At 66.0% G+C, this 25,186-nt stretch carries 20 protein-coding genes and 2 pseudogenes; 19 read left to right on the top strand and 3 right to left on the bottom strand.

The window, feature by feature from the left end; genetic code table 11:
* The first annotated feature begins 8 nt into the window (after nt 1-8).
* The 19 genes and pseudogenes from iolD to FHR73_RS20875 all read left to right on the top strand — a co-directional run.
* Nucleotides 9-1,946 (top strand): 3D-(3,5/4)-trihydroxycyclohexane-1,2-dione acylhydrolase (decyclizing), encoded by a 1,938-nt coding sequence (gene iolD, locus FHR73_RS20965; RefSeq protein WP_183633823.1) that lies wholly within the window; start codon nt 9-11, stop codon nt 1,944-1,946.
* Between the two features lie 43 nt (nt 1,947-1,989).
* Entirely contained in the window at nt 1,990-3,000 is a 1,011-nt protein-coding gene (locus FHR73_RS20960) for a Gfo/Idh/MocA family protein (RefSeq protein ID WP_183633822.1), read from the top strand.
* A gap of 42 nt (nt 3,001-3,042) precedes the next feature.
* A complete protein-coding gene (locus tag FHR73_RS20955; RefSeq protein ID WP_183633821.1) occupies nt 3,043-4,137 on the top strand; it encodes a Gfo/Idh/MocA family protein in 1,095 nt (364 codons plus the stop codon).
* Between the two features lie 111 nt (nt 4,138-4,248).
* Nucleotides 4,249-4,419 carry a hypothetical protein gene (locus FHR73_RS20950; protein ID WP_156930152.1) on the top strand — a complete coding sequence of 57 codons (171 nt, stop codon included), beginning with the start codon at nt 4,249-4,251 and terminating at the stop codon, nt 4,417-4,419.
* Nucleotides 4,420-4,548: 129 nt separating this feature from the next.
* Nucleotides 4,549-5,475: a sugar ABC transporter substrate-binding protein gene (locus FHR73_RS20945; RefSeq protein ID WP_183633820.1), complete on the top strand. Its 927-nt coding sequence runs from the start codon at nt 4,549-4,551 to the stop codon at nt 5,473-5,475.
* Nucleotides 5,476-5,917: 442 nt separating this feature from the next.
* Nucleotides 5,918-7,471, top strand: a complete 1,554-nt coding sequence (locus tag FHR73_RS20940; protein WP_183633819.1) for a sugar ABC transporter ATP-binding protein — start codon at nt 5,918-5,920, stop codon at nt 7,469-7,471.
* Nucleotides 7,472-7,531: 60 nt separating this feature from the next.
* Nucleotides 7,532-8,557, top strand: coding sequence for an ABC transporter permease (locus tag FHR73_RS20935; RefSeq protein WP_183633818.1), 1,026 nt, complete (start codon nt 7,532-7,534; stop codon nt 8,555-8,557).
* A 205-nt stretch (nt 8,558-8,762) separates the two neighbouring features.
* Entirely contained in the window at nt 8,763-9,890 is a 1,128-nt protein-coding gene (locus FHR73_RS20930) for a Gfo/Idh/MocA family protein (RefSeq protein WP_183633817.1), read from the top strand.
* Nucleotides 9,891-10,109: 219 nt separating this feature from the next.
* Nucleotides 10,110-10,412: a His-Xaa-Ser system protein HxsD gene (gene hxsD, locus FHR73_RS20925; RefSeq protein ID WP_183633816.1), complete on the top strand. Its 303-nt coding sequence runs from the start codon at nt 10,110-10,112 to the stop codon at nt 10,410-10,412.
* A complete protein-coding gene (hxsB, locus tag FHR73_RS20920) occupies nt 10,413-11,900 on the top strand; it encodes a His-Xaa-Ser system radical SAM maturase HxsB (RefSeq protein ID WP_183633815.1) in 1,488 nt (495 codons plus the stop codon). It abuts the gene before it with no gap.
* Between the two features lie 4 nt (nt 11,901-11,904).
* Nucleotides 11,905-13,133: pseudogene (gene hxsC / locus FHR73_RS20915) on the top strand (His-Xaa-Ser system radical SAM maturase HxsC).
* Entirely contained in the window at nt 13,130-13,762 is a 633-nt protein-coding gene (hxsA, locus tag FHR73_RS20910; protein WP_183633813.1) for a His-Xaa-Ser repeat protein HxsA, read from the top strand. The pseudogene hxsC and the gene hxsA overlap by 4 nt, the downstream one beginning before the upstream one ends.
* A gap of 194 nt (nt 13,763-13,956) precedes the next feature.
* Entirely contained in the window at nt 13,957-15,225 is a 1,269-nt protein-coding gene (locus tag FHR73_RS20905; RefSeq protein WP_183633812.1) for a DUF445 domain-containing protein, read from the top strand.
* A 354-nt stretch (nt 15,226-15,579) separates the two neighbouring features.
* Entirely contained in the window at nt 15,580-16,656 is a 1,077-nt protein-coding gene (uvsE, locus tag FHR73_RS20900) for a UV DNA damage repair endonuclease UvsE (RefSeq protein ID WP_183633811.1), read from the top strand.
* Nucleotides 16,657-17,039: 383 nt separating this feature from the next.
* Nucleotides 17,040-17,957 carry an aldo/keto reductase gene (locus FHR73_RS20895; RefSeq protein ID WP_183633810.1) on the top strand — a complete coding sequence of 306 codons (918 nt, stop codon included), beginning with the start codon at nt 17,040-17,042 and terminating at the stop codon, nt 17,955-17,957.
* Nucleotides 17,958-19,250, top strand: a complete 1,293-nt coding sequence (locus FHR73_RS20890) for an NTP/NDP exchange transporter (protein WP_183633809.1) — start codon at nt 17,958-17,960, stop codon at nt 19,248-19,250.
* A gap of 98 nt (nt 19,251-19,348) precedes the next feature.
* The gene (locus FHR73_RS20885) at nt 19,349-20,467 is read left to right on the top strand and encodes a metallophosphoesterase (protein WP_183633808.1); all 1,119 of its coding nucleotides are present in this window, start codon (nt 19,349-19,351) and stop codon (nt 20,465-20,467) included.
* 216 nt (nt 20,468-20,683) lie between these two features.
* A complete protein-coding gene (locus tag FHR73_RS20880; RefSeq protein WP_183633807.1) occupies nt 20,684-21,637 on the top strand; it encodes a GlxA family transcriptional regulator in 954 nt (317 codons plus the stop codon).
* A gap of 176 nt (nt 21,638-21,813) precedes the next feature.
* A pseudogene (locus FHR73_RS20875) lies at nt 21,814-22,821 on the top strand (ATP-binding protein); the annotation flags it as partial.
* Nucleotides 22,822-23,133: 312 nt separating this feature from the next.
* On the opposite strand, the gene FHR73_RS22645 reads toward FHR73_RS20875, so the two are convergent.
* From FHR73_RS22645 to FHR73_RS20860, 3 genes are all read right to left on the bottom strand, one after another.
* Nucleotides 23,134-23,583: an AraC family transcriptional regulator gene (locus FHR73_RS22645; protein ID WP_311630654.1), complete on the bottom strand. Its 450-nt coding sequence runs from the start codon at nt 23,581-23,583 to the stop codon at nt 23,134-23,136.
* Between the two features lie 127 nt (nt 23,584-23,710).
* A complete protein-coding gene (locus FHR73_RS20865; protein WP_183633805.1) occupies nt 23,711-24,298 on the bottom strand; it encodes a DedA family protein in 588 nt (195 codons plus the stop codon).
* A gap of 80 nt (nt 24,299-24,378) precedes the next feature.
* Nucleotides 24,379-25,101 (bottom strand): pirin family protein, encoded by a 723-nt coding sequence (locus FHR73_RS20860; protein ID WP_183633804.1) that lies wholly within the window; start codon nt 25,099-25,101, stop codon nt 24,379-24,381.
* Nucleotides 25,102-25,186 lie beyond the last annotated feature (85 nt).

Genomic DNA, 25,186 nt, shown 5'->3' with positions numbered 1-25,186 from the left:
GAGAAGCCATGAGCACCCAACGTCTGACCATGGCCCAGGCCCTGGTGAAATTTCTCGACAACCAGTACCTCAGCGTCGATGGCGTCGAGACCAAGTTCGTCGCCGGCGTCTTCACCATCTTCGGCCACGGCAACGTGCTCGGCCTCGGCCAGGCGCTGGAGCAGGAGGCCGGTGACCTGGTGGTGCACCAGGGGCGCAACGAACAGGGCATGGCCCATGCCGCCACCGGCTTCGCCAAGCAGAAGCTGCGTCGGCAGATCTATGCCTGCACCTCCTCGGTGGGTCCGGGCGCGGCCAACATGCTGACCGCCGCGGCCACCGCCACCGCCAACCGCATCCCGCTGCTGCTGTTGCCCGGCGACGTCTATGCCAGTCGCCAGCCCGATCCGGTGCTGCAGCAGATCGAGCAATTCCACGACCTGTCGATCAGCACCAACGATGCCTTCCGCGCGGTGAGCAAGTACTGGGATCGCATCAACCGCCCCGAGCAGCTGATGAGCGCGGCGATCAACGCCATGCGCGTGCTGACCGATCCGGCCGAGACCGGCGCCGTGACCCTGGCGCTGCCCCAGGATGTCCAGGGCGAGGCCTACGACTATCCCGACTACTTCTTCGCCAAGCGGGTGCATCGCCTGGATCGCCGGCCGCCGGTGGCCGCCGCCATCGAAGACGCGGTGCAGCTGCTCGGGCGCAAGCGCAAGCCGCTGCTGATCTGCGGTGGCGGGGTGAAGTATTCCGGTGCCGCCGAGGCTCTGCAGCGCTTCGCCGAACGCTTCGAGATTCCCTTCGCCGAGACCCAGGCCGGCAAGAGCGCCATCGTCTCCAGTCATGAACTCAATGTCGGCGGCCTTGGCGAGACCGGCTGCCTGGCCGCCAACCTGCTGGCCCGGGAAGCGGATCTGATCATCGGCGTGGGCACCCGCTACACCGATTTCACCACCTCCTCGAAGTGGCTCTACCAGCATCCCGAGGTGGAATTCCTCAATCTCAACGTGGCCGCCTTCGACGCCGGCAAGCTCGACGGCCTGGCCGTGGTGGCCGATGCCCGCGAAGCCATCCTGGCCCTGACCGAGGCGCTAGGAGCTACCGACTACCGCGCCGGCTGGGGCGGTCAGGTGGGCGAGGCGCGCGAGCGCTATCGCCAGGAGGTGGAGCGGGTCTATGCGGTCGGCTATACCGGCGCCGACTTCGTCCCGGAGATCGACGACGACCTGCCGCGGGCGGTGCTGGAGGAATTCGTCCGCCTGACCGGTTCGTCCCTGACCCAGAGCCAGGTGCTCGGCCGCCTCAACGCACGGCTGGACGACGACGCCATCATCGTCGCCGCCGCCGGCAGCCTGCCCGGTGACCTGCAGCGCGCCTGGCAGAGCAAGGGCGTCAACACCTACCACCTGGAATACGGCTATTCCTGCATGGGCTACGAGATCAACGCCGCCCTCGGCGTGAAGCTGGCCGAACCGGAGCGCGAGGTCTATGCGCTGGTCGGCGACGGCTCCTACCAGATGCTGCACTCGGAGCTGGCCACCTCCATTCAGGAACGGCGCAAGATCAACGTGGTGCTGCTCGACAACATGACCTTCGGTTGCATCAACAACCTGCAGGTCGGCCATGGCATGGGCAGCTTCGGCACCGAATTCCGCTACCGCAACCCGGAGACCGGTCGGCTCGACGGCGACTTCGTGCCGGTGGACTTCGCCATGAGCGCCGCCGCCTACGGCTGCAAGACCTATAGCGTGCGCACCTTGGAGGAGCTGGAAGCGGCCCTGGCCGATGCCCGGCGGCAAACGGTTTCCACGCTGATCGACATCAAGGTGCTGCCCAAGACCATGCTGCACGGCTACCTGTCCTGGTGGCGGGTCGGCGGCGCCGAGGTCTCCACCAGCGAAAAGATCGCCGCCGTCGCCCGGGTGCTCAGGGAAAAAGCCGCCCAGGCCCGCCAGTACTGAACGCCGCTCACTCCACAACAAGTCCAAATCGGAGAATGAAGTCATGACCTTGAACATCGGTGTCATCGGGACCGGCGCCATCGGCCGCGAACACATCCGCCGCCTGAGCCACACCCTGCTGGGCAGTCGCGTGGTGGCGGTGACCGACATCAACGCCGAACAGGCCGCCCGGGTGGTCCAGGAGCTGGGCATCACCGCGGAGGTCTATGCCGACGGCCATGCGCTGATCGCCGCGGCGGACGTCCAGGCGGTGCTGGTCGCCTCCTGGGGGCCGACCCACGAGGAATACGTGCTGGCCGCCATCGCCGCCGGCAAGCCGGTGTTTTGCGAAAAGCCCCTGGCGACCACCGCCGAGGGCTGCCGGCGCATCGTCGAAGCCGAGCAGGCCCAGGGCAAGCGACTGGTGCAGGTGGGCTTCATGCGACCCTACGACGCCGGCTATCGCCAGCTCAAGGCGGTGGTCGACGCCGATCGCATCGGCGCGCCGCTGATGATTCACGCGGCCCACCGCAACCCCACGGTGAGCGAGCACTACAGCACCGACATGGCCATCACCGACACCCTGATCCACGAGATCAACGTGCTGGCCTGGCTGCTGGACGATCACTATGTGTCCGCCCAGGTGGTCTTTCCGCGCAAGGCGCCGGCGGCGCGCGAGCATCTGCGCGATCCCCAGGTGGTGCTGCTGGAGACGGCCAAGGGCGTGCGCATCGACGTCGAGGTGTTCGTCAATTGCCAGTACGGCTACGACATCCAGTGCGAGATCGTCGGCGAGCGCGGCATCGCCCGCCTGCCGGAGCCGACCTCGGTGCAGCTGCGCAGCGAGGCGCGGCTGTCCAACGAGATCCTCATGGACTGGAAGGACAGATTCATCGCCGCCTACGACGTGGAACTGCAGGCCTTCATCGACGACCTCGCCGCCGGCCAGCTGACCGGGCCGTCGTCCTGGGACGGCTACATCGCCGCGGTCACCGCCGACGCCTGCATCAAGGCGCAGGACAGCGGTGCCATCGAGCCGGTGACCCTGCCCAGCCGACCGGCCTTCTACGACTAGGTCGCCCGCGGGGATGTGTCGCCTGCAGGGGAGGCCTCGGACGTGAGAATCGGACTGGTCGGCTACGACGGCCCTGGGCGCCTGCTGCAGGCGCCGCTGATCGCCAGCACCCCGGGCGCCCAGCTGGTGGGGGTGGTGACCGGCTCGCCGGCGCCAGGCGCCGAGCTGAGCAGGGCCTATCCCGGCGTCACCGGCCATCCCGACATGGCCGGGCTGATCGTCGCCGGGGTGGACAGCCTGGTGATCGTCACGCCTCTCGGCGAACGGGCGGCGCAGGTGCGGGAGGCCTTGCAACAGGGCCTGCCGGTGGTCTGCGCGGCGCCGCTGGCGAGGACCCTGGCAGAGGCCGAGGAGCTGCTGGCGCTGGCCGAACGACGCGGCGTCCCGCTCTGCGTCCATCAACCGCGCCGCTGGGATTCGGATCTGCTCACCCTGGCCCGGCTGCTGCGCGAGAAGCGCCTGGGCCGGGTACGCCTCTTCGAGTCGCGCCTGCAGCTGACGGACCTGGCCGCGGCGGGCCTGGGCACCGAGGCGGGCCTGCTCCTCGAACTGGGCAGCCATCTGGTGGACCAGGCGCTGCTGCTGTTCGGGCCGGTCGAACGGGTCTATGCCGAGGTGCAGTTCCCCCGTGGCGCTCCCGCGCGGGAGCGGGAATTCTTTCTGTCCCTGCGCCATCGCTCGGGGGTGGTCTCGCACCTCTCGGGCAGCGGCCTGCAGCGCTGTCCGCAGCGGCTGCGGGTGGTCGGCGAGTGGGGCGTCTACAGCGTCGATGGCCTGGATGGCCAGGCCGCGGCCCTGCGCCAGGGGCGTACCCCGCGCAGCGAAAAGGCCAGCTGGGGCGCCGAGGAGCATCAGCGCTGGGGCTGGCTGAGCGTGGGCGAGGAGCGCGCGCGGGTGCCCAGCGAACGGGGCCGCTGGGATCTGTTCTACGAGGGCTGGCTGGCGACCCTGACCCAGGGCGCGCCCTTGCCGGTCACGCCGCAGGAAACACTGGCCTGCCAGGCGATCCTGGAGGTGGCGCGGCAGAGTGCCCGTACGGGTGAAAGCCTGGCGGTAGAGGGCCTCGCAGCGGCGGCGGAGCGGTCGCGGGCAGGTACCCAGAGGCGAGCGCGGCGGTCATTCGTGCATGTCGAATGAAATTTCTATTTCGCTCTTGTTGTGGAATTAAATTTCCAATAGAGTCGAGAGCAGTTGCAGAAACGAGTCACCAGGGCCGTACGCCCCGACAACAATAATAGGTGCCGTCACATGAACCACTCCACGCATTCCTTCCGTCTCGTCCTCGCCACCGTGCACCGCCTCGAGGTGCAGCGTCCCTCCCGTCTGCTCGCCTTGCTCGGCCGGCTGTTCTGCCACGAGCGCAGCGGCGCCGTGCTCTGCGCCTCGCCCGGCGCCGCGGTGTTCTACCGCCCGCACTGATTCCCGAGTCTTTCCGGCGTCCGCCCAGGCTCCGCCCGGTTCACGACCGCGCGGCGCCCGAGGTGCGCCTGGACGTTGCGCTCGCCTGATCCCCTCGCTGATCGTCACCCCACGAATGGAGCCTGAACCATGCAGAAAAAAACTCGCTTTGCCACCCTGGCGCTGTCGCTGCTGCTGGGCAGCAGCGCGGCCCTGGCGGACCTCAAGGTCGGGGTGACCATGTCGTCGTTCGACGACAACTACCTCACCTATGTGCGCGAATACATGACCAAGAAGGCCAAGACCGACGGCGTGCAGCTGCAGTTCGAGGACGCCCGCAACGACGTGGTCAAGCAGCTCACTCAGGTGCAGAGTTTCATCAGCCAGAAGGTCGATGCGGTCATCGTCAATCCGGTGGACACCGCCGCGACCCGGACCCTGACCGAGGCCGCCACCAAGGCCGGCGTGCCCATCGTCTATATAAACCGCCGACCCGACGATCCCACCCTGCCGGCGGGCGTGGTAGCGGTGACCTCCGACGACAAGGAAGCCGGCCGCCTGCAGGCGCAGTACGTGGCGGACAAGCTCGGCGGCAAGGGCCAGGTGGCCATCCTGCTGGGTGACCTGGCCAACAACTCCACCCACAACCGCACCGCCGGGGTGAAGGAAGTCCTGGCCAAGTATCCGGGCATCAAGATCGTCGAGGAGCAGACCGCGGCCTGGCAGCGTGACAAGTCCATGGACCTGACCAGCAACTGGCTGCTGGCCGGAAAGGACCTCAACGCCATCTTCGCCAACAACGACGAGATGGCCATCGGCGCGGCCATGGCCCTGCGCCAGGCCGGCAAGAAGGACGTGCTGGTCACCGGCGTCGACGGTACGCCCGACGGCCTGGCCGCGATCAAGCGCGGCCTGGTGACGGTCTCGGTGTTCCAGGACGCCAAGGGCCAAGCGGAAGGCGCCCTCGATGCGGCGCTGAAGATGATCAACAAAACCCCGGGCGAGCAGAACGTGCTGATTCCCTTCCGCCTCATCACCCCGGAAAACGTCGCCGAATTCCAGGCCATGACCAAATGACCTGAGGCGCCTGCGCCGCCCTGGAAGAAGGGCGGGGCGCCGCGCCAGAACGGCTTTCCAGACCAAACGGGCAGTCCGGCAACGGACTGCCCGTTTCGTCTATCCGGGGCCTTTCCACCCGGTGTCGACCGGACCGAAGACCGGTGATCGTTATCACTTAAAAATTCCAAAAAGATGTTGACTGGAATTTATTTTCCAATAGAGTCGAGGGCAAGCCAAGACGTACAGCGGCACGCTTGCCCCGGCGAGTGCGCCCTTCAACAAGAATAAAAGGTGCCGTCATGCCATCCCGCTTCCTGTCCCTGCATGGGTCTCCGATCTCCTGTCCGCCGGGCACCTGCCCGCCCCTGGCGAACGCCGTCGCGGCCAGCCCGTCGCCCCGCACCCCTCACTGACCAGCGGCCCGCGCCGCTCGGTCGGCGCCCGCGAGGAGATCGTGATCATGCTCAGTCCCGCTACCCCTGCCGCTGCTCCCGCCACCGTGGCCACGGCCGCGCCCGGCGAATACCTGCTGGAAATCGTCGACGTCACCAAGGAGTTTCCCGGCGTCAAGGCGTTGTCCCACGTGCAGCTGCGGGTGCGTCCCGGCACCGTGCTGGCGCTGATGGGCGAGAATGGCGCGGGCAAGTCGACGCTGATGAAGATCATCGCCGGCATCTACCAGCCCGATGCCGGCGAGGTGCGGTTGCGCGGCGTGCCGGTGCGCTTCGAGACGCCGCTGCAGGCGCTGCAGTCGGGGATCGCCATGATCCACCAGGAACTCAACCTGATGCCCTTCATGACCATCGCCGAGAACATCTGGCTGGGTCGCGAACCGCTCAATGCCCTGCACCTGGTGGACCACGGCAAGATGCGTCGCCAGACCCAGGCGCTGCTGGACCGACTGCGCATCGCCCTGGACCCGGAAGACAGCGTGGGCAGCCTGTCCATCGCCGGGCGGCAGATGGTGGAGATCGCCAAGGCGGTGTCCTACGACAGCGACGTGCTGATCATGGACGAACCTACCTCGGCCATCACCGAGACCGAGGTGGCGCACCTGTTTTCGATCATCGCCGACCTCAAGGCCCAGGGTAAGGGCATCGTCTACATCACCCACAAGATGGACGAGGTGTTCCAGATCGCCGATGAGGTCGCGGTGTTCCGCGACGGCGAGTACATCGGCCTGCAGCGCGCCGACAGCATGAACGGCGACGGCCTGATCGCCATGATGGTGGGGCGCGAATTGACCCAGCTGTTCCCGGAACGCACGGCGCCGCGTGACGAGGTGCTGCTGTCGGTGCGCGACCTGGGGCTGGACGGGGTGTTCTCCGGCGTCTCCTTCGACCTGCGCGCCGGCGAGGTGCTGGGCATCGCCGGGCTGATGGGCTCGGGCCGCACCAACGTCGCCGAGACCCTGTTCGGGGTTACCCCGGCCACGGCGGGCGAGATCCGCATCGACGGCCGGCCGGTGCGCATGAGCGATCCTCACTTGGCGATCCAGAAAGGCCTGGCGCTGCTTACCGAGGACCGCAAGGACACCGGCATCTTTCCCTGCCTGTCGGTGGGGGAAAACATGGAGGTGGCGGTGCTGAACGGCTTCGCCAGCGGCGGCTTCGTGCAGCAGCAGCGCCTCGACCAGCTCTGCGAGGAGATGCGCCAGCAACTGCGGGTGAAGACCCCCTCGCTGGACCAGTGCATCGCCAACCTCTCCGGCGGCAACCAGCAGAAGGCGCTGATCGCCCGCTGGCTGATGACCCGCCCGCGCATCCTCATCCTCGACGAGCCCACCCGCGGCATCGACGTCGGCGCCAAGGCCGAGATCTACCGGCTGATCGCCAAGCTGGCCGCCGAGGGCCTGGCGGTGATCATGATTTCTTCCGAACTGCCCGAGGTCCTGGGCATGAGCGACCGGGTGATGGTGATGCACGAAGGCACCGTCACCGGCTTTCTCGATCGCGGCGAAGCCACCCAGGAGCGGGTCATGCACCTGGCCTCGGGCAATCCCGTACTGCACTAGCGCATCTTTCGCGCGGTGGGCCCGTACCCATCGCTCCCGGCATACAAGAGGTAGAACAAGATGAGTGCCCTCCTGGACAAGAAAACCGCCGAGCTACCCAGCGCGCGCCCGCGGCGCCGCATCCCCACCGAGCTGGGCATCCTGCTGGTGCTGCTGGGCATCGGCCTGGCCTTCGAAGCCTTTGGCTGGGTCTTGCGCGACCAGAGTTTCCTGATGAATTCCCAGCGCCTGGTGCTGATGATCCTGCAGGTCTCGATCATCGGCCTGCTGGCCATCGCCGTGACCCAGGTGATCATTACCACCGGCATCGACCTCTCCTCCGGCTCGGTGCTGGCGCTGTCGGCCATGGTGGCGGCGAGTCTGGCCCAGGGTTCGGACTTCGGCCGCGCGGTGTTTCCCTCGCTGACCGACCTGCCGGTGTGGGTACCGGTCATGGCCGGCCTCGGGGTGGGGCTGCTGGCCGGCGCCATCAACGGCAGCATCATCGCTGTCACCGGCATCCCGCCCTTCATCGCCACCCTCGGCATGATGGTCTCGGCCCGCGGCCTGGCGCGCTACTACACCGAAGGCCAGCCGATCAGCATGCTGTCCGACAACTACACCGCCATCGGCGCCGGGGCCATGCCGGTGATCATCTTCCTGGTGGTGGCGGTGATCTTCCACATCGCCCTGCGCTACACCAAGTACGGCAAGTACACCTATGCCATCGGCGGCAACATGCAGGCCGCGCGCATCTCCGGCATCAACGTCAAGAAGCACCTGATCATCGTCTACAGCATCGCCGGCCTGCTGGCCGGGCTGGCCGGCGTCGTGGCCTCGGCCCGCGCCGCCACCGGCCAGGCCGGCATGGGCATGTCCTACGAACTGGATGCCATCGCCGCGGCGGTGATCGGCGGCACCAGCCTGGCGGGTGGGGTAGGGCGCATCACCGGCACCGTGATCGGCGCCCTGATCCTCGGCACCATGGCCAGCGGCTTCACCTTCCTCGGGGTGGACGCCTACGTCCAGGACATCATCAAGGGCCTGATCATCGTGATCGCCGTGGTCATCGACCAGTACCGCAACAAGCGCAAGGCCAAGCGCTAGGGCTGGCGCTTTCCCTTTCCCTTTCCCTTTCCCTTTCCCTGGGAGAGGGTCGAGGGTGAGGACTGCGCCTGCACCTGACAGCTCTTCCCCCTCTCCCTTTGGGAGAGGGCCGGGGTGAGGGCCGAGCCTGCACCCACCCTCCCTTTTACCCGGTCGGCTACTGGCTTGGCCGGCCGGGTCTTTCTACAACCTCACGGAGAACGACATGCGCGACATCGGCATCGGTCTGATCGGCACCGGCTTCATGGGTCATGCCCACGCCCAGGCCTTCCATCACGCGGCGAGCAGCTTCGCGCTCCCGGTCCGTCCGCGCCTGGTGGCCCTGGCCGACGCCGATCCGGAGCGCGCCGCTCGCTGCGCCGATGCCTGGGGCTTCGCCCGCAGCTGCGACTGGGAGCGCCTGATCGCCGACCCCGCGGTCGAGCTGGTGGCCATCACCACGCCCAATCTGCTGCACGCACCCATGGCCCTGGCCGCCCTGGCGGCCGGCAAGGCGGTCTATTGCGAAAAACCCCTGGCGGTCAGCCTGGAGGAGGCGACGCGGATGCGCGACGCCGCGCGCCAGGCCGGGGTGGTCAACCGGGTCGGCTACAACTACCTGCAGAATCCCATGCTCAAGCAGGCGCGCGAGTTGATCCAGAGCGGCGAGCTGGGCGAGATCGTCAGCTTCAGTGGCGAATTCAGCGAAGACTTCATGGGCGATCCCCAGGGGCCCTTCACCTGGCGCTGCGAGACCCGCCAGGCCGGCGGCGCCCTGGCCGACCTGGGCAGCCATATCCTGTCGCTGGCGCGCTTCCTGCTCGGCCCGGTCGCGGCGCTCTGCGCCGATCTGCACACCGCCCACGGCCAGCGGCCCCACCAGGGCGGCACCCGCGCGGTGGAGATCGACGACCAGGCCCATCTGCTGCTGCGCTTCGCCAATGGCGCCCGCGGCACCCTGACCACCAGCTGGCTCAAGCACGGGCGCAAGAATCGCCTGGCCTTCGAGGTCTGCGGTACCCGCGGCACCCTTGGCTTCGACCAGGAGCGCCTCAACGAACTGCGTCTCTACCAGGTCGGCGACCGTCCGGGCCTGGGCGGCTTCCGTACCCTGCTGGCCGGTCCGCACCTGCCGGACTACGCCGCCTTTTGCCCGGCACCCGGTCACCAGCTCGGCTACAACGAACTCAAGACCCTGGAGGTCCGCTCGCTGCTGGAGGCCCTGGGCGGCAACCCCGGCCACACCGGCGTCGACTTCCAGGAGGCCTGGGAAGTGGAGCGCCTGGCCCAGGCCGCGCGGCAATCGGCCCAGGAGGAGCGCTGGGTCAGGCTGGATCAGAAGATAGGCGGGTAGTACTAATCTCGTTCCTTAACTGTCTGTCAGGGGATGAGGTATCCAAGGAAGCGATGTAATTAATAAGACTATTCGTCCTGCCTCGCGAACCGTTTGGCGTAAAGTGCTCTGTTTGATAGTCCAGGGGATGCACCCTAGGAGCTCGTTCTTCGAATACTGCTTAAGCTGCAAGTCCTGCAGTGTTTCGAGAGCTAGCTTTGGGTTATCAAGGACGTCCTCATGACATGGCCTGTCACGTTACTGCTAGATCCCACCCTCTATTCGCTGAGCAGCGTCCAACGGGCAATTTATAGCCTCGCAGATCGCCTAGTCATTCAACTCAAGACTAGTGAAGGCGAATGGTGCATTGAGGCGTTACCCGCACCTCAAGACTGCATTTCGCTGCAGCCCTCTCCCGATGTTGCGCGGGCTTTGCTTTTGCAGCAGTTGAACGATTTCGTACTGCGCGAACGTATCCAACAGGAAACAGTCGGTTTGCGCGAGCTGCTGGTAAAGGCGGCGCTGAATGGGTGCGTTCGCTAGATGACCCATCTCATCGCTATGCAGGGTGGTTACCGACTGCTGCCTTTCCGTTTCATGCGACTGGGCGGGCAGTCGTCGCGAGAGATTCTGGTTACGACAGATACTGGGGAATACATCTTTCTTTCCGAAGAGCAGTTGCGAGCCTTGGTAGATCGCCAACTCCGGCCAGGTACGGCGCTGTACAAGGATTTGCTGGCTCGTCATTTCATCTACGAACCCGACGGGCATGATCCTTTGCCAGAGATGGCCGCCCAGTATCTGAGTCGCAAAGATTTCTTGAAGCAGGGGCCTGCTCTGCACCTCTTTGTTACCACGTTGCGTTGCAATCACACGTGTCAGTATTGCCAGGTGTCCCGCGCTCCTTTAGATGGAGCTGGGCATGACATGAGCGAAATGGATGCACGCCATGCGGTATCTAGAATGTTCGAATCCTCTTCGGATGTTTTGACTGTCGAATTTCAAGGAGGTGAGCCGTTACTGGCATTTCCCAGGATTCGACAGATCGTTGAAGAGGTGGTGGAGCGCAACAGCAGCGAAAAGCGCAACGTTCAGTTTGTTATCACCAGCACCCTGCATCATCTGGACGAGTCCATTTTGGACTTCGCTGCCACGCATCGTATTCAGTTCTCAACCTCTCTGGATGGGCCGGCTGCTCTGCACAACGCCAACCGGCCTACACCGACACGGGATGCCTACGAGCGAACCGTGGAGGGTATCCATAGGGTTCGCGCGCGGCTTGGTGCTGATGCGGTGTCCGCCTTGACTACCCTTACTGCCAGAAGTCTCGAGCAACCCGAAGCCATCATTGACGAATACGTTCGCCAAGGTTTATCCAGTATTTCGCTACGGCCCCTTAGTCCGTATGGCTTCGCTACAAAAGGTGCGCAGAGGCTGGCCTATCCCATGGGCCGTTACTTGTCCTTTTACCATCGTGCACTGGACTACCTACTCGCGTTGAATAGCCAGGGCACCTATCTGGTCGAAAGCTACACAGCATTGCTGTTGAACAACGTGCTGACACCCTTCTCCAGTGGCTATGTCGATCTGCGCTCACCTTTAGGCGCCGGCCTGGGCGCCCTAGTCTATAACTACGATGGCGATGTCTATCCGTCCGACGAAGCTAGGATGCTGGTTGAAATGGGCGAGAAGGGGCTGCGTCTAGGGAATGTTCGGCAGCCCTTGCACGAATTATTGGCTTCTCCAGCGATGCAATTACTGCTGGCGTCGGGAATCGCGGAAACCCTTCCAGGCTGCACTGACTGCGCCTTGGTTCCCTACTGCGGCAGCGACCCTATAGAGCATTACGCTCGTCAGGGCGACCCCGTAGGACATCGAGCCTTCAGTGCCTTCTGCCAGAAGAACATGGAGCTGTTGCGACATCTGTTCGTTTTGTTACGAGACGGTAGCGAAGAGACTCAGCGCATCTTGTTGTCTTGGTTCAGTAAACGGTCTCTCGCAGACGTCAGCCTGCCTGGTTACAGGGGGTAATGAGATGCTAGCGAAGGAAACGCAATTCCTCATTCGCAATCTTCATGAGCCCCGTCTGCTGAAGGTGATCACCGCAGCGGAGTTCGTCGAGCATGGCCTCGCCAGATGCGCGGGGCAGGTCGAACTGGCGGATGTACTGCTGTATCTCGACGATAGCGCTGGTCCTCTACATCAAGGGCTGTTGCAGATACCGGTTGCCGGATTCATGTGTGATTCGGTGTTCGACGGCGACATTCCATCAGGCCGCATTCTTTTGAGTGAGTGTAGGAGCCCGGGCGTGGTGCGCTCTGGAGATGTTGTGGCCCTTTCTCCCGCTTCCAATCTGGTAAGGGTGCTTTATCGCCGTGGCGCGAACAGCAACCTGTTGTTCATGACTGATCGTTGTAACAGCCTTTGCCTCATGTGTTCGCAGCCACCCAAGGACATAGATGATCGCTGGCATATCGAGGAAAATCTGCGTCTGCTCGATCTGATGGATGCGGGCGAAGAACATCTTGGAATAAGTGGTGGCGAGCCGACGCTTTATAGAGAGGGCCTGTTGGCTGTCTTAAATAAGGCTAAAAGCGTCATGCCCGACAAGGCCCTGCACCTTCTCAGCAATGGTCGGTTGCTACAGGACCCAACCTGGATTGGCGACCTGCGCGCGCTCGATCATCCCAAACTGAGTTGGGGCATACCCCTCTATGCAGACAATGCTGGCGATCACGATCAGGTGGTACAGGCGCCGGGGGCTTTCAGCGAAACGCTTCGCGGGCTCTACAACTTGGCACGAGCCAATCAGATTGTGGAGATTCGGGTTGTTCTCAACCGACTGACTACTCCACGGCTGCCGCAACTGGCTCTCTTCCTGTTTCGTAATCTGCCTTTTGTCCGCCACGTTGCATTCATGGGAATCGAAAGCACAGGATTGGCGAGGAAGCATCACACTGAGCTTTGGATCGATCCTCTGGATTATCAGCAGGAGTTGAGCGAGGCAGTGTTCTTCCTGCATAACCGTGGAATCCCCGTATCGCTCTACAACCTACCGCTTTGCCTGGTAGCCCCACCCCTGAGGCCTTTTGCCCGGCAGAGTATTTCGGATTGGAAAAATCTCTTCATCGACGCCTGCCAGGACTGTGCAGCGGTCAATCGATGTTCCGGCTTTTTCAAGTCCCACAACGAGCGTTGGCAGAGCCGGGGTATCCGTCCTCTGGCTGTCGAGGCTCTATTGTCTTCGCAAGGAGCGCGTCATGAGTCTGCTTGATCGTTGGAAAATGCTTATCGGTCATGTCACCCTATTGCCGGTCGCCGGAAGTGCTCTGGCCCAGGCCGACCAGATGCCTTTGGCCGATATGACGTGGAGCGCCACTCCAGGGAATCAGGTACCGGTGTTCAGTAATCCACTCAATGCCCTCGATGCGACCAATCTCTATGCTGCTCATCGCTCGCATAGCTCTCATCGATCCCACAGCTCTCATAGTTCGCACTACAGTGGGTCCGGGGGCTACAGCAGTCCGCGCTCCTATACTGCACCGAGCTCATCTGATAGCTATTATCGTGCCCCCAGTAGTGGTGGTAGCGGGGCGTCCGGTTACAGTGGTAGCTCAGGACTTTATGCTCCCTCGAAAAGCAGTGGCACTACCACGACCGAGCCGAACACGACATCTGGCAAAGCACAGCCGACTGGCGAGGCGCTATCCAGCTTGGTCATGCGAGTGCAAACGGCGCTGACACTCAAACAGTACTACCACGGCGCTATCGATGGCGTTCTGGGTAAAAGTACCCGAGGTGCCTTGATGTCCTTCCAAATGGATACCGGTCTGACGATCAATGGGCGTATGGATACCCCAACCTTGAACGCTTTAGGTATCCGCATTCCTTGAGGAACCGGTGAAGGTGCGTGTCTACACGTAGCCTGAAAACGCAATATGTTCGAAGGCACGGCTTGACGCGAGTAAAGAAGAGCGTGCGCTAGGATGGGGTTGGGTTAGTACTACGAACGCGCGTAAGAAACTACGCCCGGGTGCCGTTTTCTACTCAATCACCCCGCTCGACGCAAAAGGACCGTCCCATCGTTATGCCCTCATCTCCTCCCGACGGCCTCACCCTGGTCCGGCGCATGAAGCTCATCGCGCTGCTGCTGCTGTTCCTGGCGGCGGCGCTCTACTGCCTGGCCACCGCCCTCGAAGCCCGCCATCCGGCCTGGGGCTACGCCGCCGCCTTCGCCGAGGCGGCCATGGTCGGGGCCATCGCCGACTGGTTCGCGGTGACCGCGCTGTTCCGCCATCCGCTGGGCCTGCCGATTCCCCACACCGCCATCATCCCGCGCAACAAGGCCGGGGTCGGGCGCAAGCTGTCGGACTTCATCTGCCTGCACTTCCTCGCCACGCCCCAGGTGCTGGCCAAGCTGGAGGAACTGGATGCCGCCGGGCGCCTGGCCGGCTGGTTGCGCCAGCCGGACAACGCCGCCGCGGTAGCCAGCCAGGCCACCGGCGTCGCCCGCTATTCCCTGGAAGCCCTGCGCGAGGTGCGGGTGCAGGCCTTCATCCGCCGGGTGGCGGTGGAGCGGCTGCAGCGCCTGGACGTGGCGGCGCTGTCCGGCGAACTGCTCGACATGCTGACCGCCGACGGCCGCCACCAGGCGGTGCTCGACGAGGTGCTGCAGGAGATCGATCGCCTGCTGCAGGACGAAGACACCCAGGCGCTGATCGCCCGCACCATCGGCGGCGAGCTGCGCACCCTCAAGTATCTGGGGCTGGACGAGCGGGTCGGGCGCTGGTCGGCGATCAAGGTGGTGCAGGCGGTGTCGCGGCTGATCGGCGAGATCAGCCATGACCGCGAGCACGAGTTGCGCCGGCATTTCGATGGCTATCTGGTCGGCTTCATCGAGCGCCTCAAGGAGGACCCGGCCTTTCGCCTGCGCGGCGAACAGTTGCGCGACCGGCTTTTGGAGCACCCGGCGCTGGCGGGTTATCTGCAGGAGTTGTGGGACGAACTGGTGAACTGGCTGCAGGCGGATCTCGCCGCGCCGGATTCGCGCATCCGCCGGCGCCTGGGCCGCCTGCTGGCCGAGCTGGGCGAGACCCTGAGCCGCGACGAAGCCATGCGCCGCTGGATCAACGAGCAGCTGATGGCGGTGGCGCCGCCCTTCATCGATCGCAACCGCCAGCGTATCGGCGACTACATCGCCGCCCGCGTGGCCGCCTGGGACACCGACGAGCTGGTCCAGCAACTGGAGCAGAGCGTCGGCAAGGACCTGCAGTTCATCCGCATCAACGGCACCCTGGTGGGCGGCCTGGTGGGGCTGGTGCTGCATGCCCTGACGGTGTGGTTCGGACCGGGGTAGGAGGCTTGGGCGCAGCGCGGCCATGGCGGCGATAGACCGTAGGTTGGGTTGAGACGGCTCCATCGTCGAAGCGCAACATTGGCGGCCCCAGAGGCGATGTTGGGCTTCGCTGCGCTCAACCCAACCTACGGTGGCCTGGAGGAGCGGCCGCATCGGCGGACCGCCATGGCTGCGATAGCCCTGAGCACCCATAGCCAACCCCCCCTTGCCAGACCACCCCCTCTCCCCCTGGGAGAGGGCCGGGGTGAGGGCGAACCCGGACGCCAAACGCTAAGTCCCCTCCACCCATCACCCCACCCGCACCCAACCGGCGCCGCGCGGACTAATCCCTATAGTCCCTGTCCCGAGCGTCCCATGTATCGAATCGGCTTTGCCTGCATGTACCGTCACCCCGAGCGCAGTCTGACGCTCAAGGCACTGGAGCAGGTCGAGCGGGCCTTCAACACCCGCACCACCACCCTGCGCTGGCTGGGCAGCGTCGAGCGCGCCGCCGCCGAGGCCAAGCTGCTGGACGTCGTTACCCACAACCTCGATGCCCAGCTGAGATTCGTCGAGCACGTCGCCGACCTGCCGGACAATCTGCGCATGCTGCGCCTGAGCAGCGACCTGCTGCCCTTCTACAGCCACGCCGAATTCGCCTACTTCTATCGCTCCCAGGAATTGCAGGCGCTGCTGGAGGATCGCTTCGGGCGGCTGGGCGAGCTGGCGCGCCGCCGCGATGTGCGGCTGTCGCTGCACCCCGGGCAATTCTGCGTGCTGGGCTCGGATCGCCCGGAGGTGGTGGAGAACAGCCTGAAGGAGTTCGAGTACCACGCCGACATGATCCGCCTGATGGGCTACGGCCAGAAATTCCAGGACTTCAAGTGCAATGTGCACATCGCCGGTCGCCTGGGCGTGCCGGGCATCCGCGCGGTCTGGCCACGTCTTTCCAGCGAAGCGCGCAACTGCATCACCTTCGAGAACGATGAAAAGACCTATGGCGTCGACGACTGCCTGCAACTGGCCGACCTCGCCCCGGTGGTGCTGGACATCCACCACTGCTGGATCCACGAGGAGGCCTACATCGATCCCTGGGAGCCGCGGGTGGCGCGCATCATCGACAGCTGGCGCGGGGTGCGCCCGGCCATGCACTACTCCCAGCCGCCGGAGGCCCTGATGGAAATGGGCGTCTCGCCTACTGAGCGCATCGACATCAAGTTCCTGCTGCAGGAGATCAGCAAGCGGCTGCTCTATGCCCACAGCGACATGATGTGGAACGACTGGTGCAACCGCTATGCCGGCCAGTTCCTCGACCGCTTCGACATCATGTTCGAAGCCAAGCACAAGAACGTCACGGTGCGGGATTTCTACGACCGCTACCTGGGCGGCGACGGCACTCTGCCGCCGGCGGATCACGACATCCTTGCGGGCCAGGGTGCCGCCAATCTGTAGCGTGGAAAACCGCGCAGCGTTTTCCACAGGTGTGCGCTAATGCCATTAGTGGACAAGGCTACGCCGTTGTCCACGCTACGGGAGCTAGCCACGTAGGTTGGGCCGATACGGCTTCATCGTCGAAGCCCAACAGGAATGTTCGACCCTAGGACATTGTTGGGCTTCGCTGCGCTCAGCGCCAACCTACGGCCTCGTCACGTAGGTTGGGTTGAGACGGCTGCATCGTCGAAGCCCAACGGGGATGTCGATGTTGGGCTTCGCTGCGCTCAGCCCAACCTACGAGAGCGCCGCAACATGCCGCAATGAGCCCGCTGGGCGATCGGCTGGAAGAACCGCTTAACTCAAGGGTCATCCTTCTGAATCCGATCGTCGCGAGGCCCGCCATGCCGACCCGTCGCCGTTTCCTGCAGACCACCACCGCCCTGGCCGCCGCGGTCACCGCCGCGCCCTGGTTGTGGCAGAGCGCCCAGGCCGCCGAGCCGTTGCTGACCCGCAAGATCCCGCGCAGCGGCGAAGCCCTGCCGGTCATCGGCCTGGGCACCTCGGGCAATCTCGATGTCGACCTGAACGACGCCGCGCTGGCGCCGCTGCAGGAGGTGCTCAAGGCGCTGCTCGACGGCGGCGGCACCCTCATCGACACCGCGCCCAGCTATGGCAACTCCGAACGGGTGGCCGGCGAGCTGGTCAGGCGGGCCCAGGCCCGCGACAAGGTCTTTCTCGCCACCAAGATTTCCTCCACCGGGCGCGAGCGTGGCGCGGCGCAACTGGCCGCCAGCTTCAGGGCCCTGCAGACCGAGCGCCTGGATCTGGTCCAGGTGCACAACCTGCAGGACACCGCCAGCCAGCTGGCCCTGCTGCGCGAACAGCAGCAGGCCGGCAAGGTGCGCTACGTGGGCGTCACCCACTATCGCGAAGCGGCGCTGGACGATCTGCTGGCCACGCTGCAACAGGAGAAGGTCGACTTCGTGCAGTTCAACTACTCGGTGGGCGAGCGCGAAGCCGAAAAACGCCTGCTGCCCTATTGCCGCGACCAGGGTATCGCCGTGCTGATCAATCGGCCGTTCCAGCGTGGCAATCTGCTCTCCGGCACCCGCGGCAAGCCTCTGCCATCCCTGGCCGCCGAACTGGGCGCGACCAGCTGGGCGCAACTGCTGCTCAAGTTCATCCTCGCCGATCCGGCGGTGACCGCGGTGATCCCCGCCACCAGCAATCCGCGCTACATGGTCGACAATCTCCAGGCCGGTCGCGGGCGGCTACCCGATGCGCGCCAGCGCGAGGCCATCGCCGGGCTGTTCGCCTAGATGAAGGACTGGCTCGGTCGCGTCCTCGACGCCCGCGCCGGCGAGTCGTCCGCGGCCCTGGCGGGTTTCGCGCTGTTTCTCTGCCTGTTCGCCGGCTACTTCATGCTGCGGCCGATCCGCGAGGCCATGGGCATCGCTGGCGGGGTGGAGAATCTGCAGTGGCTGTTCACCGGCACCTTCGTGGTGATGCTGCTCGCCGTGCCGCTGTTCGCCTGGCTCAATTCGCGGGTGGCGCGGATCCGCTTCGTCGACTGGGTCTACGGCTTCTTCGCCCTCAATCTGCTGGCCTTCGCCGCCTGCTTCGCCAGCCTGGGTGACAGCGTCTGGCTGGCGCGTACCTTCTATGTCTGGATCTCGGTCTACAACCTCTTCGTGGTCTCGGTGGCCTGGAGCCTGATGGCCGATGTCTTCGACGGCGCCCAGGCGCGGCGGCTGTTCGCCTTCATCGCCGCCGGAGCCAGTGTCGGTGGCCTGCTCGGGCCGGTACTGGCCGCCGCCCTGGCGCCCCGGGTCGGCGAGGCGGGTCTGGCGCTGCTGGCCGCCACGCTGCTGCTCCTGGCGCTCAGGCTCAAGGCCTATCTGATGGGCTGGCGCGAGACCTGGGGCGCCGGGCGCCCGGGTGCGCCGCCGACCGAAAGTCCGCGCCGCCCGGTGGCCGGCAATCCTTTCAGCGGCCTGACCCGGGTACTGGCCTCGCCCTATCTGCTGGCGGTGAGCGCCTTCGTCATCCTGCTGGCCACGGTCAGCACCTTTCTCTACTTCGAGCAGGCGCGCCTGGTGGCCGAGCTGTTTCCCGACCGCGCCCGCCAGGTGCAGGTGTTCGGCCTGCTGGACTTCGTGGTCCAGGCCGGCGCCCTGGCCAGCCAGGTGCTGATCACCGGCCGCCTCGCTCAGCGCCTCGGGGTGCGGGTGCTCTTGGCCGGGGTGCCGCTGCTGATGTGTATCGGCTTCCTGGGCCTCGCGCTGCTGCCCACCTTCGCCATGCTGGCGGGGCTGATGATCGTCAGACGGATCGGCGAATACGCCTTCATCCGCCCCGGCCGCGAGATGCTCTTCGCGCCGCTGGACGCCGAGACCCAGTACAAGGCCAAGAACTTCATCGACACCGTGGTCTATCGCGCCGGCGACGCCGCCAGCGGCTGGGCCAAGAGTCTGCTGGACCTGCTCGGCCACGGCGCCTGGCTGCCGGCGCTGGTGGGTGCCGGTTGCGCGGCGCTCTGGGCCTGGCTCGGCTTCTACCTGGGCCGGCGGGCAGACCAGGCGGCCCAGGCCGACGAGGCGGGGCAGCGCTGAATACCGGCTGAATCGTTGTAGCCGGAAACAACCCGGGGCTCCGAGAGGCGCCCTGCAGGGTGCTAAGGTAAGGCCTTCTCCCTGCCTCAAGGCCCTCCATGTTCCGCTCCCGCGCCATGATGTACCTGGTCCTGTTCGCCCTGCACCTGTTCATCGGCCTCAGCGTCATCGGTGACCTCGGGCTGTCGCCGGCCGCCCAGCTGCCGTTCTGGGCCCTGCTGCTGCTGTCCTTCGTCCTGGTGCCCCTGGGCTTTCGCTCGCGGGACATGCATTCGCGCCTGCTGGCCTGGGCGGCACTGATCGCCATGGGCGTGTTTTCCAGCCTGGCGGTGTTCAGCCTGCTGCGCGGTCTGGTGGTGGCCCTGGCCAGCCTGGTTGGCCACCCGCTGGACACCGCCTGGCGATCCGGTAGCGCCTGGGCGGTGCTCGGCCTGGTGCTGCTGGTGGCGTTGCGCAGCGTCTACAACGCCCGGCGCACGGCCAAGGTCAAGGAAGTGGAGCTGGCCCTTCCGACGCTCCCCGCCGGCCTGGACGGGCTGCTCGTCGTCCAGCTCAGTGACCTGCACATCGGCCCGACCATCAAGGCCGGTTATCTGCAGCGCATCGTCGAGCGGGTCAACGGCCTGGACGCCGATCTGGTGGCCATCACCGGTGACCTGGTGGATGGCAGCGTGGCCGAACTACAGCACGAATTCCTGCCGCTGCAGCAACTCAAGGCGCGCCTGGGTACCTACGCCATCACCGGCAATCACGAATACTATTCCGGCGCCGAAGCCTGGGTACGCACCTGGCGCGAGCAGGGCCTGACCGTGCTGCTCGACGAGCATCGGGTGCTGCAGCACCAGGGCACTCCCTTCGTGCTGGCCGGCATCACCGACTACTCGGCGCCGCTCTATGTGCCCAGCCATCGCAGCGACGCCAACGCCGCCTTCGCCAACGCCCCGGAAGGCTTGTTCCGCCTGCTGCTGGCCCACCAGCCACGCTCGGCACCCAAGGCCGAGGCCGCCGGCGCCGACCTGCAACTCTCCGGCCACACCCACGGCGGCCAGTTCTGGCCCTGGATGCACTTCGTGCGCCTGCAGCAACCCTGGGTGGCCGGCATCCACCGCCTGGACCGGTTGACCGTCTACATCAGCCGCGGCACCGGCTACTGGGGCCCGCCACTGCGTTTCGGCGCTCCGAGCGAAATCACCCTGATCAGGTTGCGGCGGGGGTAGCCCAGGCGAAGCGGCAGTATCCGCATCCGGCACGCCAAGACCACCGATCCAGAGCCCCTGGCTTCATCGAGTCCTGATCTCGCGCAGCAAAAGGCTGATGGATGGCCTTTTGCCACTGCTTGTCCTCGGGGGACAGATCCTTATCCTCGTCCCTACCTTCACCCGGACGCTCCAGCGTTCAAGGACAAACTGCTACACGGATAAGGATGTATCGCCATGACGAGGACAGTGGCTTTCTTGCTGGTCCCCGAGGTGCTGATGCTGGATTTCGCCGGGCCGGTGGAGGTGTTTTCCATTGCCAATCGCTATCTGCCCGCGGTCGACCACTATCGCATCGTGACCATCGCCGCCGGACGGCGGCGGACCCTGCGTTGTTCCAATGGCCTGACGATACGCACGGAGCTCACCACCCAGCAGCCGCCCGCGGCCTATGACCTGCTGCTGGTGCCCGGCGGGCCGGGCGCCTATCTGGAGCCCCATCCGGACGTCGCGGCCTGGCTGCGGCAGGTGCCCGCGCAGTGCGCACGCTACGGGGCGGTCTGCACCGGGACCTTTCTGCTCGGCAGCGCCGGTCTGCTCGATGGGCGGCGGGTGACCACCCACTGGAATTACCGCGAGCGCCTGGCGCGGCGCTATCCCCGCGCCCTGGTGACCGCCGATGACATCTACCTGAGCGATGGCCCGCTGCTGAGTTCGGCCGGGGTCACCGCCGGCATCGACCTGGCGCTGGCGCTGGTGGCCGAGGACCACGGCAAGGCCATCGCCCGGGAGGTGGCCAAGGTGCTGGTGGTGGTGACCCAGCGGCAGGGCAAGCAGGCCCAGTTCAGTCCGCTGTTCGACGAACCTGAGGCGACCACCGCCATCACCCGGGTGCAGCACCACATCGTGGCGAACATCGACCAGGCCTATTCGATCAGCCGGCTCGCCGAACTCGCGACCATGGGCACCCGCAACTTCGCCCGGGTGTTCAAGCGCGACACCGGCATGACGCCGCTGGAGTTCGTCCTGCGGGCGCGCATCGATCACGCCCGTGGATTGCTGGAGACCTCCGAGCTGCCGCTAAAGACCGTGGCCTTTCGCAGCGGCTTCGCCAGCGACCGCTGCATGCGCGCCGCCTTCCAGAGCCATCTGGGGCTGACCCCGGCGCAGTACCGCTATCAATTCAGCTGAAAGCGGCCGCCGATGGCGGTATCACGCCCATCGATGGCAGCTTCTGGCCGTAGATCGTCATACGACCTGCCTGGGTAGCGGCCAGAATGGTATGACCTATCGGCGAAGGAGAGGCGCAGACGCCCGAGGGCGCCGGGACGGAGTACCCCGGACGACCCGTAGCGGCGTGGCGCGGCATGGTCATGCAAGAGCTCAAGTCCCTGGAAGACGCCAGTGCCTTCCGCTTCTGCGGCCTGGTCCTGGATGCGCGACGGCGCCTGTTGCTGGATGGCGAGCGCGCGCTGCCCCTGAGCGGGCGGGCGCTGGACATCCTGCGGGTGCTGCTGGAACACCCTGGTGAGCTGGTCGCCAAGCAGACCCTGATGACGAGGGTCTGGCCCGGGAGCGTCGTCGAGGATATCAATCTGCGGGTGCACATCTCGGCCCTGCGCCGCGTGCTGCGCCCATACAGCGGCGACGATCCCATCCTCAGCGTCCGCCAGCGCGGCTACGGCTTCGCGCCGCCGGTGGAGCGGCTGGGCGAAGGCGATCTCCTGCCGCTGGTCGAGACGCCCCAGCCGCTGACGCCCCTGGAGGGGCGCGCGGCGAGCCTGGCCGAATTGCGCCGGTTGCTCGCCCAGCGGCGGCTGGTGTCGGTGGTCGGTCCGGGCGGCATCGGCAAGTCGCTGTTGGCCCAGCATCTGCTGCCGGCGCTGGCCGAGCGCTTTGCCGACGGCGTGCAGGTCGTCGACCTGGCCGCCCTCGGCCACGTCATGGCACTGGTCGAACGACTCGCGAGCGAGCTGGGGCTGGCCAGTGGCAGCGGTCTGCCGGCACTGCAGGAGGCCCTGGCCAATCGCCGCATGTTGCTGGTGCTGGACAATACCGAGCGTCTGGTCGAGCCCTGCGCCTGGCTGGTGGAGCGCCTGCTGCAAGGCTGTCCGCAGCTCAGGGTGCTGGTCACCAGTCGCGAAGCGCTGCGGGTGGAAGGCGAGGCGGTGTTGCGCCTGGCGCCCCTGGCCGTGGCCGCTCAGCCTGAGCGGCGCCTGCGCGAGGCCATGCGCGAACCGGCCTTTCGCCTGTTCGTCCGCCGGGCGCGGGCGCGCCTGCCGGGATTGCAACTGCGGCCGGCCGACGTGCAGCTGGTCGGCGAGATCTGTCGGCGCAGCGAAGGCGTGCCCCTGGCGCTGGAGATCCTGGCCGAGCAGGTGGCGGCCCAGGGCCTGAACGGGGTGCTGGCGCAACTCGAAGGCGGCTATTACCTCAGCGTCCAGGGCCGGCGGACCGCGGCGCAGCGGCAGCGCAGCCTCGGCGCCATGCTGGACTGGAGTCTGCACAGCCTGAGCGAGTCGGAATTCGCGGTGCTGGCGACCCTGGCCGAGGCCGGCGAATGCTTCAGTCGCAGCGAGGCCCTGGCGCTGGCGGCGCAGCGCGGGCTGGAGGAGGCGCACTTCATCCCCCTGCTGGGGCAACTGGTGGAGAAGTCGCTGATCCTGGTGGAAGGCAGCGGGGCGACCCTAGGCTACCGCCTGCTGGCCATGCTGCGGCTGCATCTGCGGCAATTCCGCCAGCAGCCGTCGCTCCAGGGCCTGCTGCTGCCAGGCCAGTGGCGGCAGGCCGAGGCTGCGGGCGAAGACGCGGCTCAGGTGCGCCTGGTCGAAGAAGCCGCATTCCAGGGCGATCGTCGCCAGGGGTAGCGCCCGCTCGGCCAGCAACCGCTGGGCACGCAGGATGCGCTCCTGGCGCAGCCACTCCAGCGGGGCGAGTCCGGTGCCGAGCTTGAACTGGCGGGTGAAGTGGCTGCGCGACAGGCCGCAGACCGCGGCCACCCGGCTGACGCTGATGCCGCGCTCCAGATGCTGCAGCATCACTTCTTTGGCCAGCCGCTCCTGCCAGGCGGCGAGGCCCTGCAGGCGGGTATCCGTTGGGGTGGCGCGGGTGTTCTGGCAATCGACGATCGTGGACATGGCGCTCTCCCTGACAGGCCGTCGACGCGGCAAGACACCCGGCGCGTCGGTCTGGATGAGAATGATTCCGTGCAGTTGTCTGACGTGCGAGTTGCCTATCGTTAATTAGCGTTAAGGCGGCAACGGCCTAGGCGCAATACTGTCGCGACGGACTGGGTCGAGCGTGCCGGCGGGCCAGCAGGTGCCAGCCCAGCAGGGCGAGGCCGAGCAGTCCGGCGAGCAGCAGGGGCGCTGGGCCATAGGCCTGGAGTCTGTCGAGCAGGGCCAGGATGTGCGCCTCGAACAGTCGGCCCAGGGCCAGGCCGGAGCCGATCCACAGGGTGGCGCCGCCCAGGTCGTAGGCCAGGAAGCGCCGCAGGGGCATGGCGCTGGCCCCGGCGCTGAGGGTGGCGAGGGCCGCGGCGCCGGGGACGAACTTGGCCACCAGCAGCAGGCCGGGCAGGCGGGTGGCGGCCGGGACGTGGCCCGGCAGGTGGCGCAGCAGCCAGGCACCATGCCGGCGGCCGGCCCAGTACCAGAGCAGATCGGCCACGCCGGTGACCGTGACGGTAGCCAGCAACGCCAGGAGCAATTCGGCTTCATCGGCCGCGGCGCCCATCACCACCAGCGACGGATAGGCCGGTACCGGCAGGCCCAGCTGTTCGCCAAAGACGTTCAGCGTCAGCCAGAGGGTGGCGTTACCGGCCACCAGGGAGGTCAGGGCTTGGGTGCTCATGGCGCGTTCTCGGCAAGGGGAGGCCGTGGGAGCGGCCTCCTAGCGCAAACGGGGCCTACGATTTCGCGAGCAAATCGTAGTCAGGGCATTTGCGGCAGTTCGTTGGGCCGCAGATCAAACACCAGCACCTCGGCGTCGGTGCCGTGGGCCAGCTGCAACTCGCGCTCGCCGCGCAGCCTGGCGCCGTCACCGGCCTGCAGCAGGACACCGTTCAGCTCCAGGCTGCCGCGGGCGACGTGCACATAGGCATGGCGCTCGGGGGCCAGTTGCAGACTGGCGCTTTCGCTGCCGTCGAACAGACCGGCATAGACCCGGGCGTCCTGGCGCACTTCCAGCGAACCTTCGCTGCCGTCCGGCGAGATGATCAGGGCCAGGCGACCACGCTTGGCCGCGGCGCTGAAGTGCTGCTGCTGGTAGCGCGGTTCGGCGCGGCGCACATTGGGCACGATCCAGATCTGCAGGAAGTGCACGCTCTCGCTTTCGGAGTGGTTGTACTCGCTGTGGCTGACGCCGCTGCCGGCGCTCATCAGCTGGACGTCACCGGGGCGGATCACCGAGCCGGTACCTAGGCTGTCCTGGTGCTCCAGGGCGCCTTCGAGCACATAGGAGAAGATCTCCATGTCGCGGTGCGGGTGCTCGCCAAAGCCCTGGCCCCCGGTCACGGTGTCGTCGTTGATCACCAGCAGGTCGGAGAAGCCCTGTTCCGCCGGATTGCGATAGCTGGCGAAGGAAAAGGTGTGGAAGGACTTGAGCCAGCCGTGATTGGCGGCGCCGCGATCGGAAGCTTTACGAATGGCCAGCATGATGAGGCTCCTTGTCTGAAGGGGGCGCGGTCTGTTCCGACGCCATGGAAGTCATCCTACTGTGGCGCCCGGCTTTGATTAACGA

The sequence above is a fragment of the Pseudomonas sp. AS2.8 genome (assembly GCF_014190935.1).
Taxonomy (GTDB): Bacteria; Pseudomonadota; Gammaproteobacteria; order Pseudomonadales; family Pseudomonadaceae; genus Chryseomonas.
The sequence above is the reverse complement of the archived record's forward strand: the minus strand, read 5'-3'. Positions and strand labels throughout refer to the sequence as shown.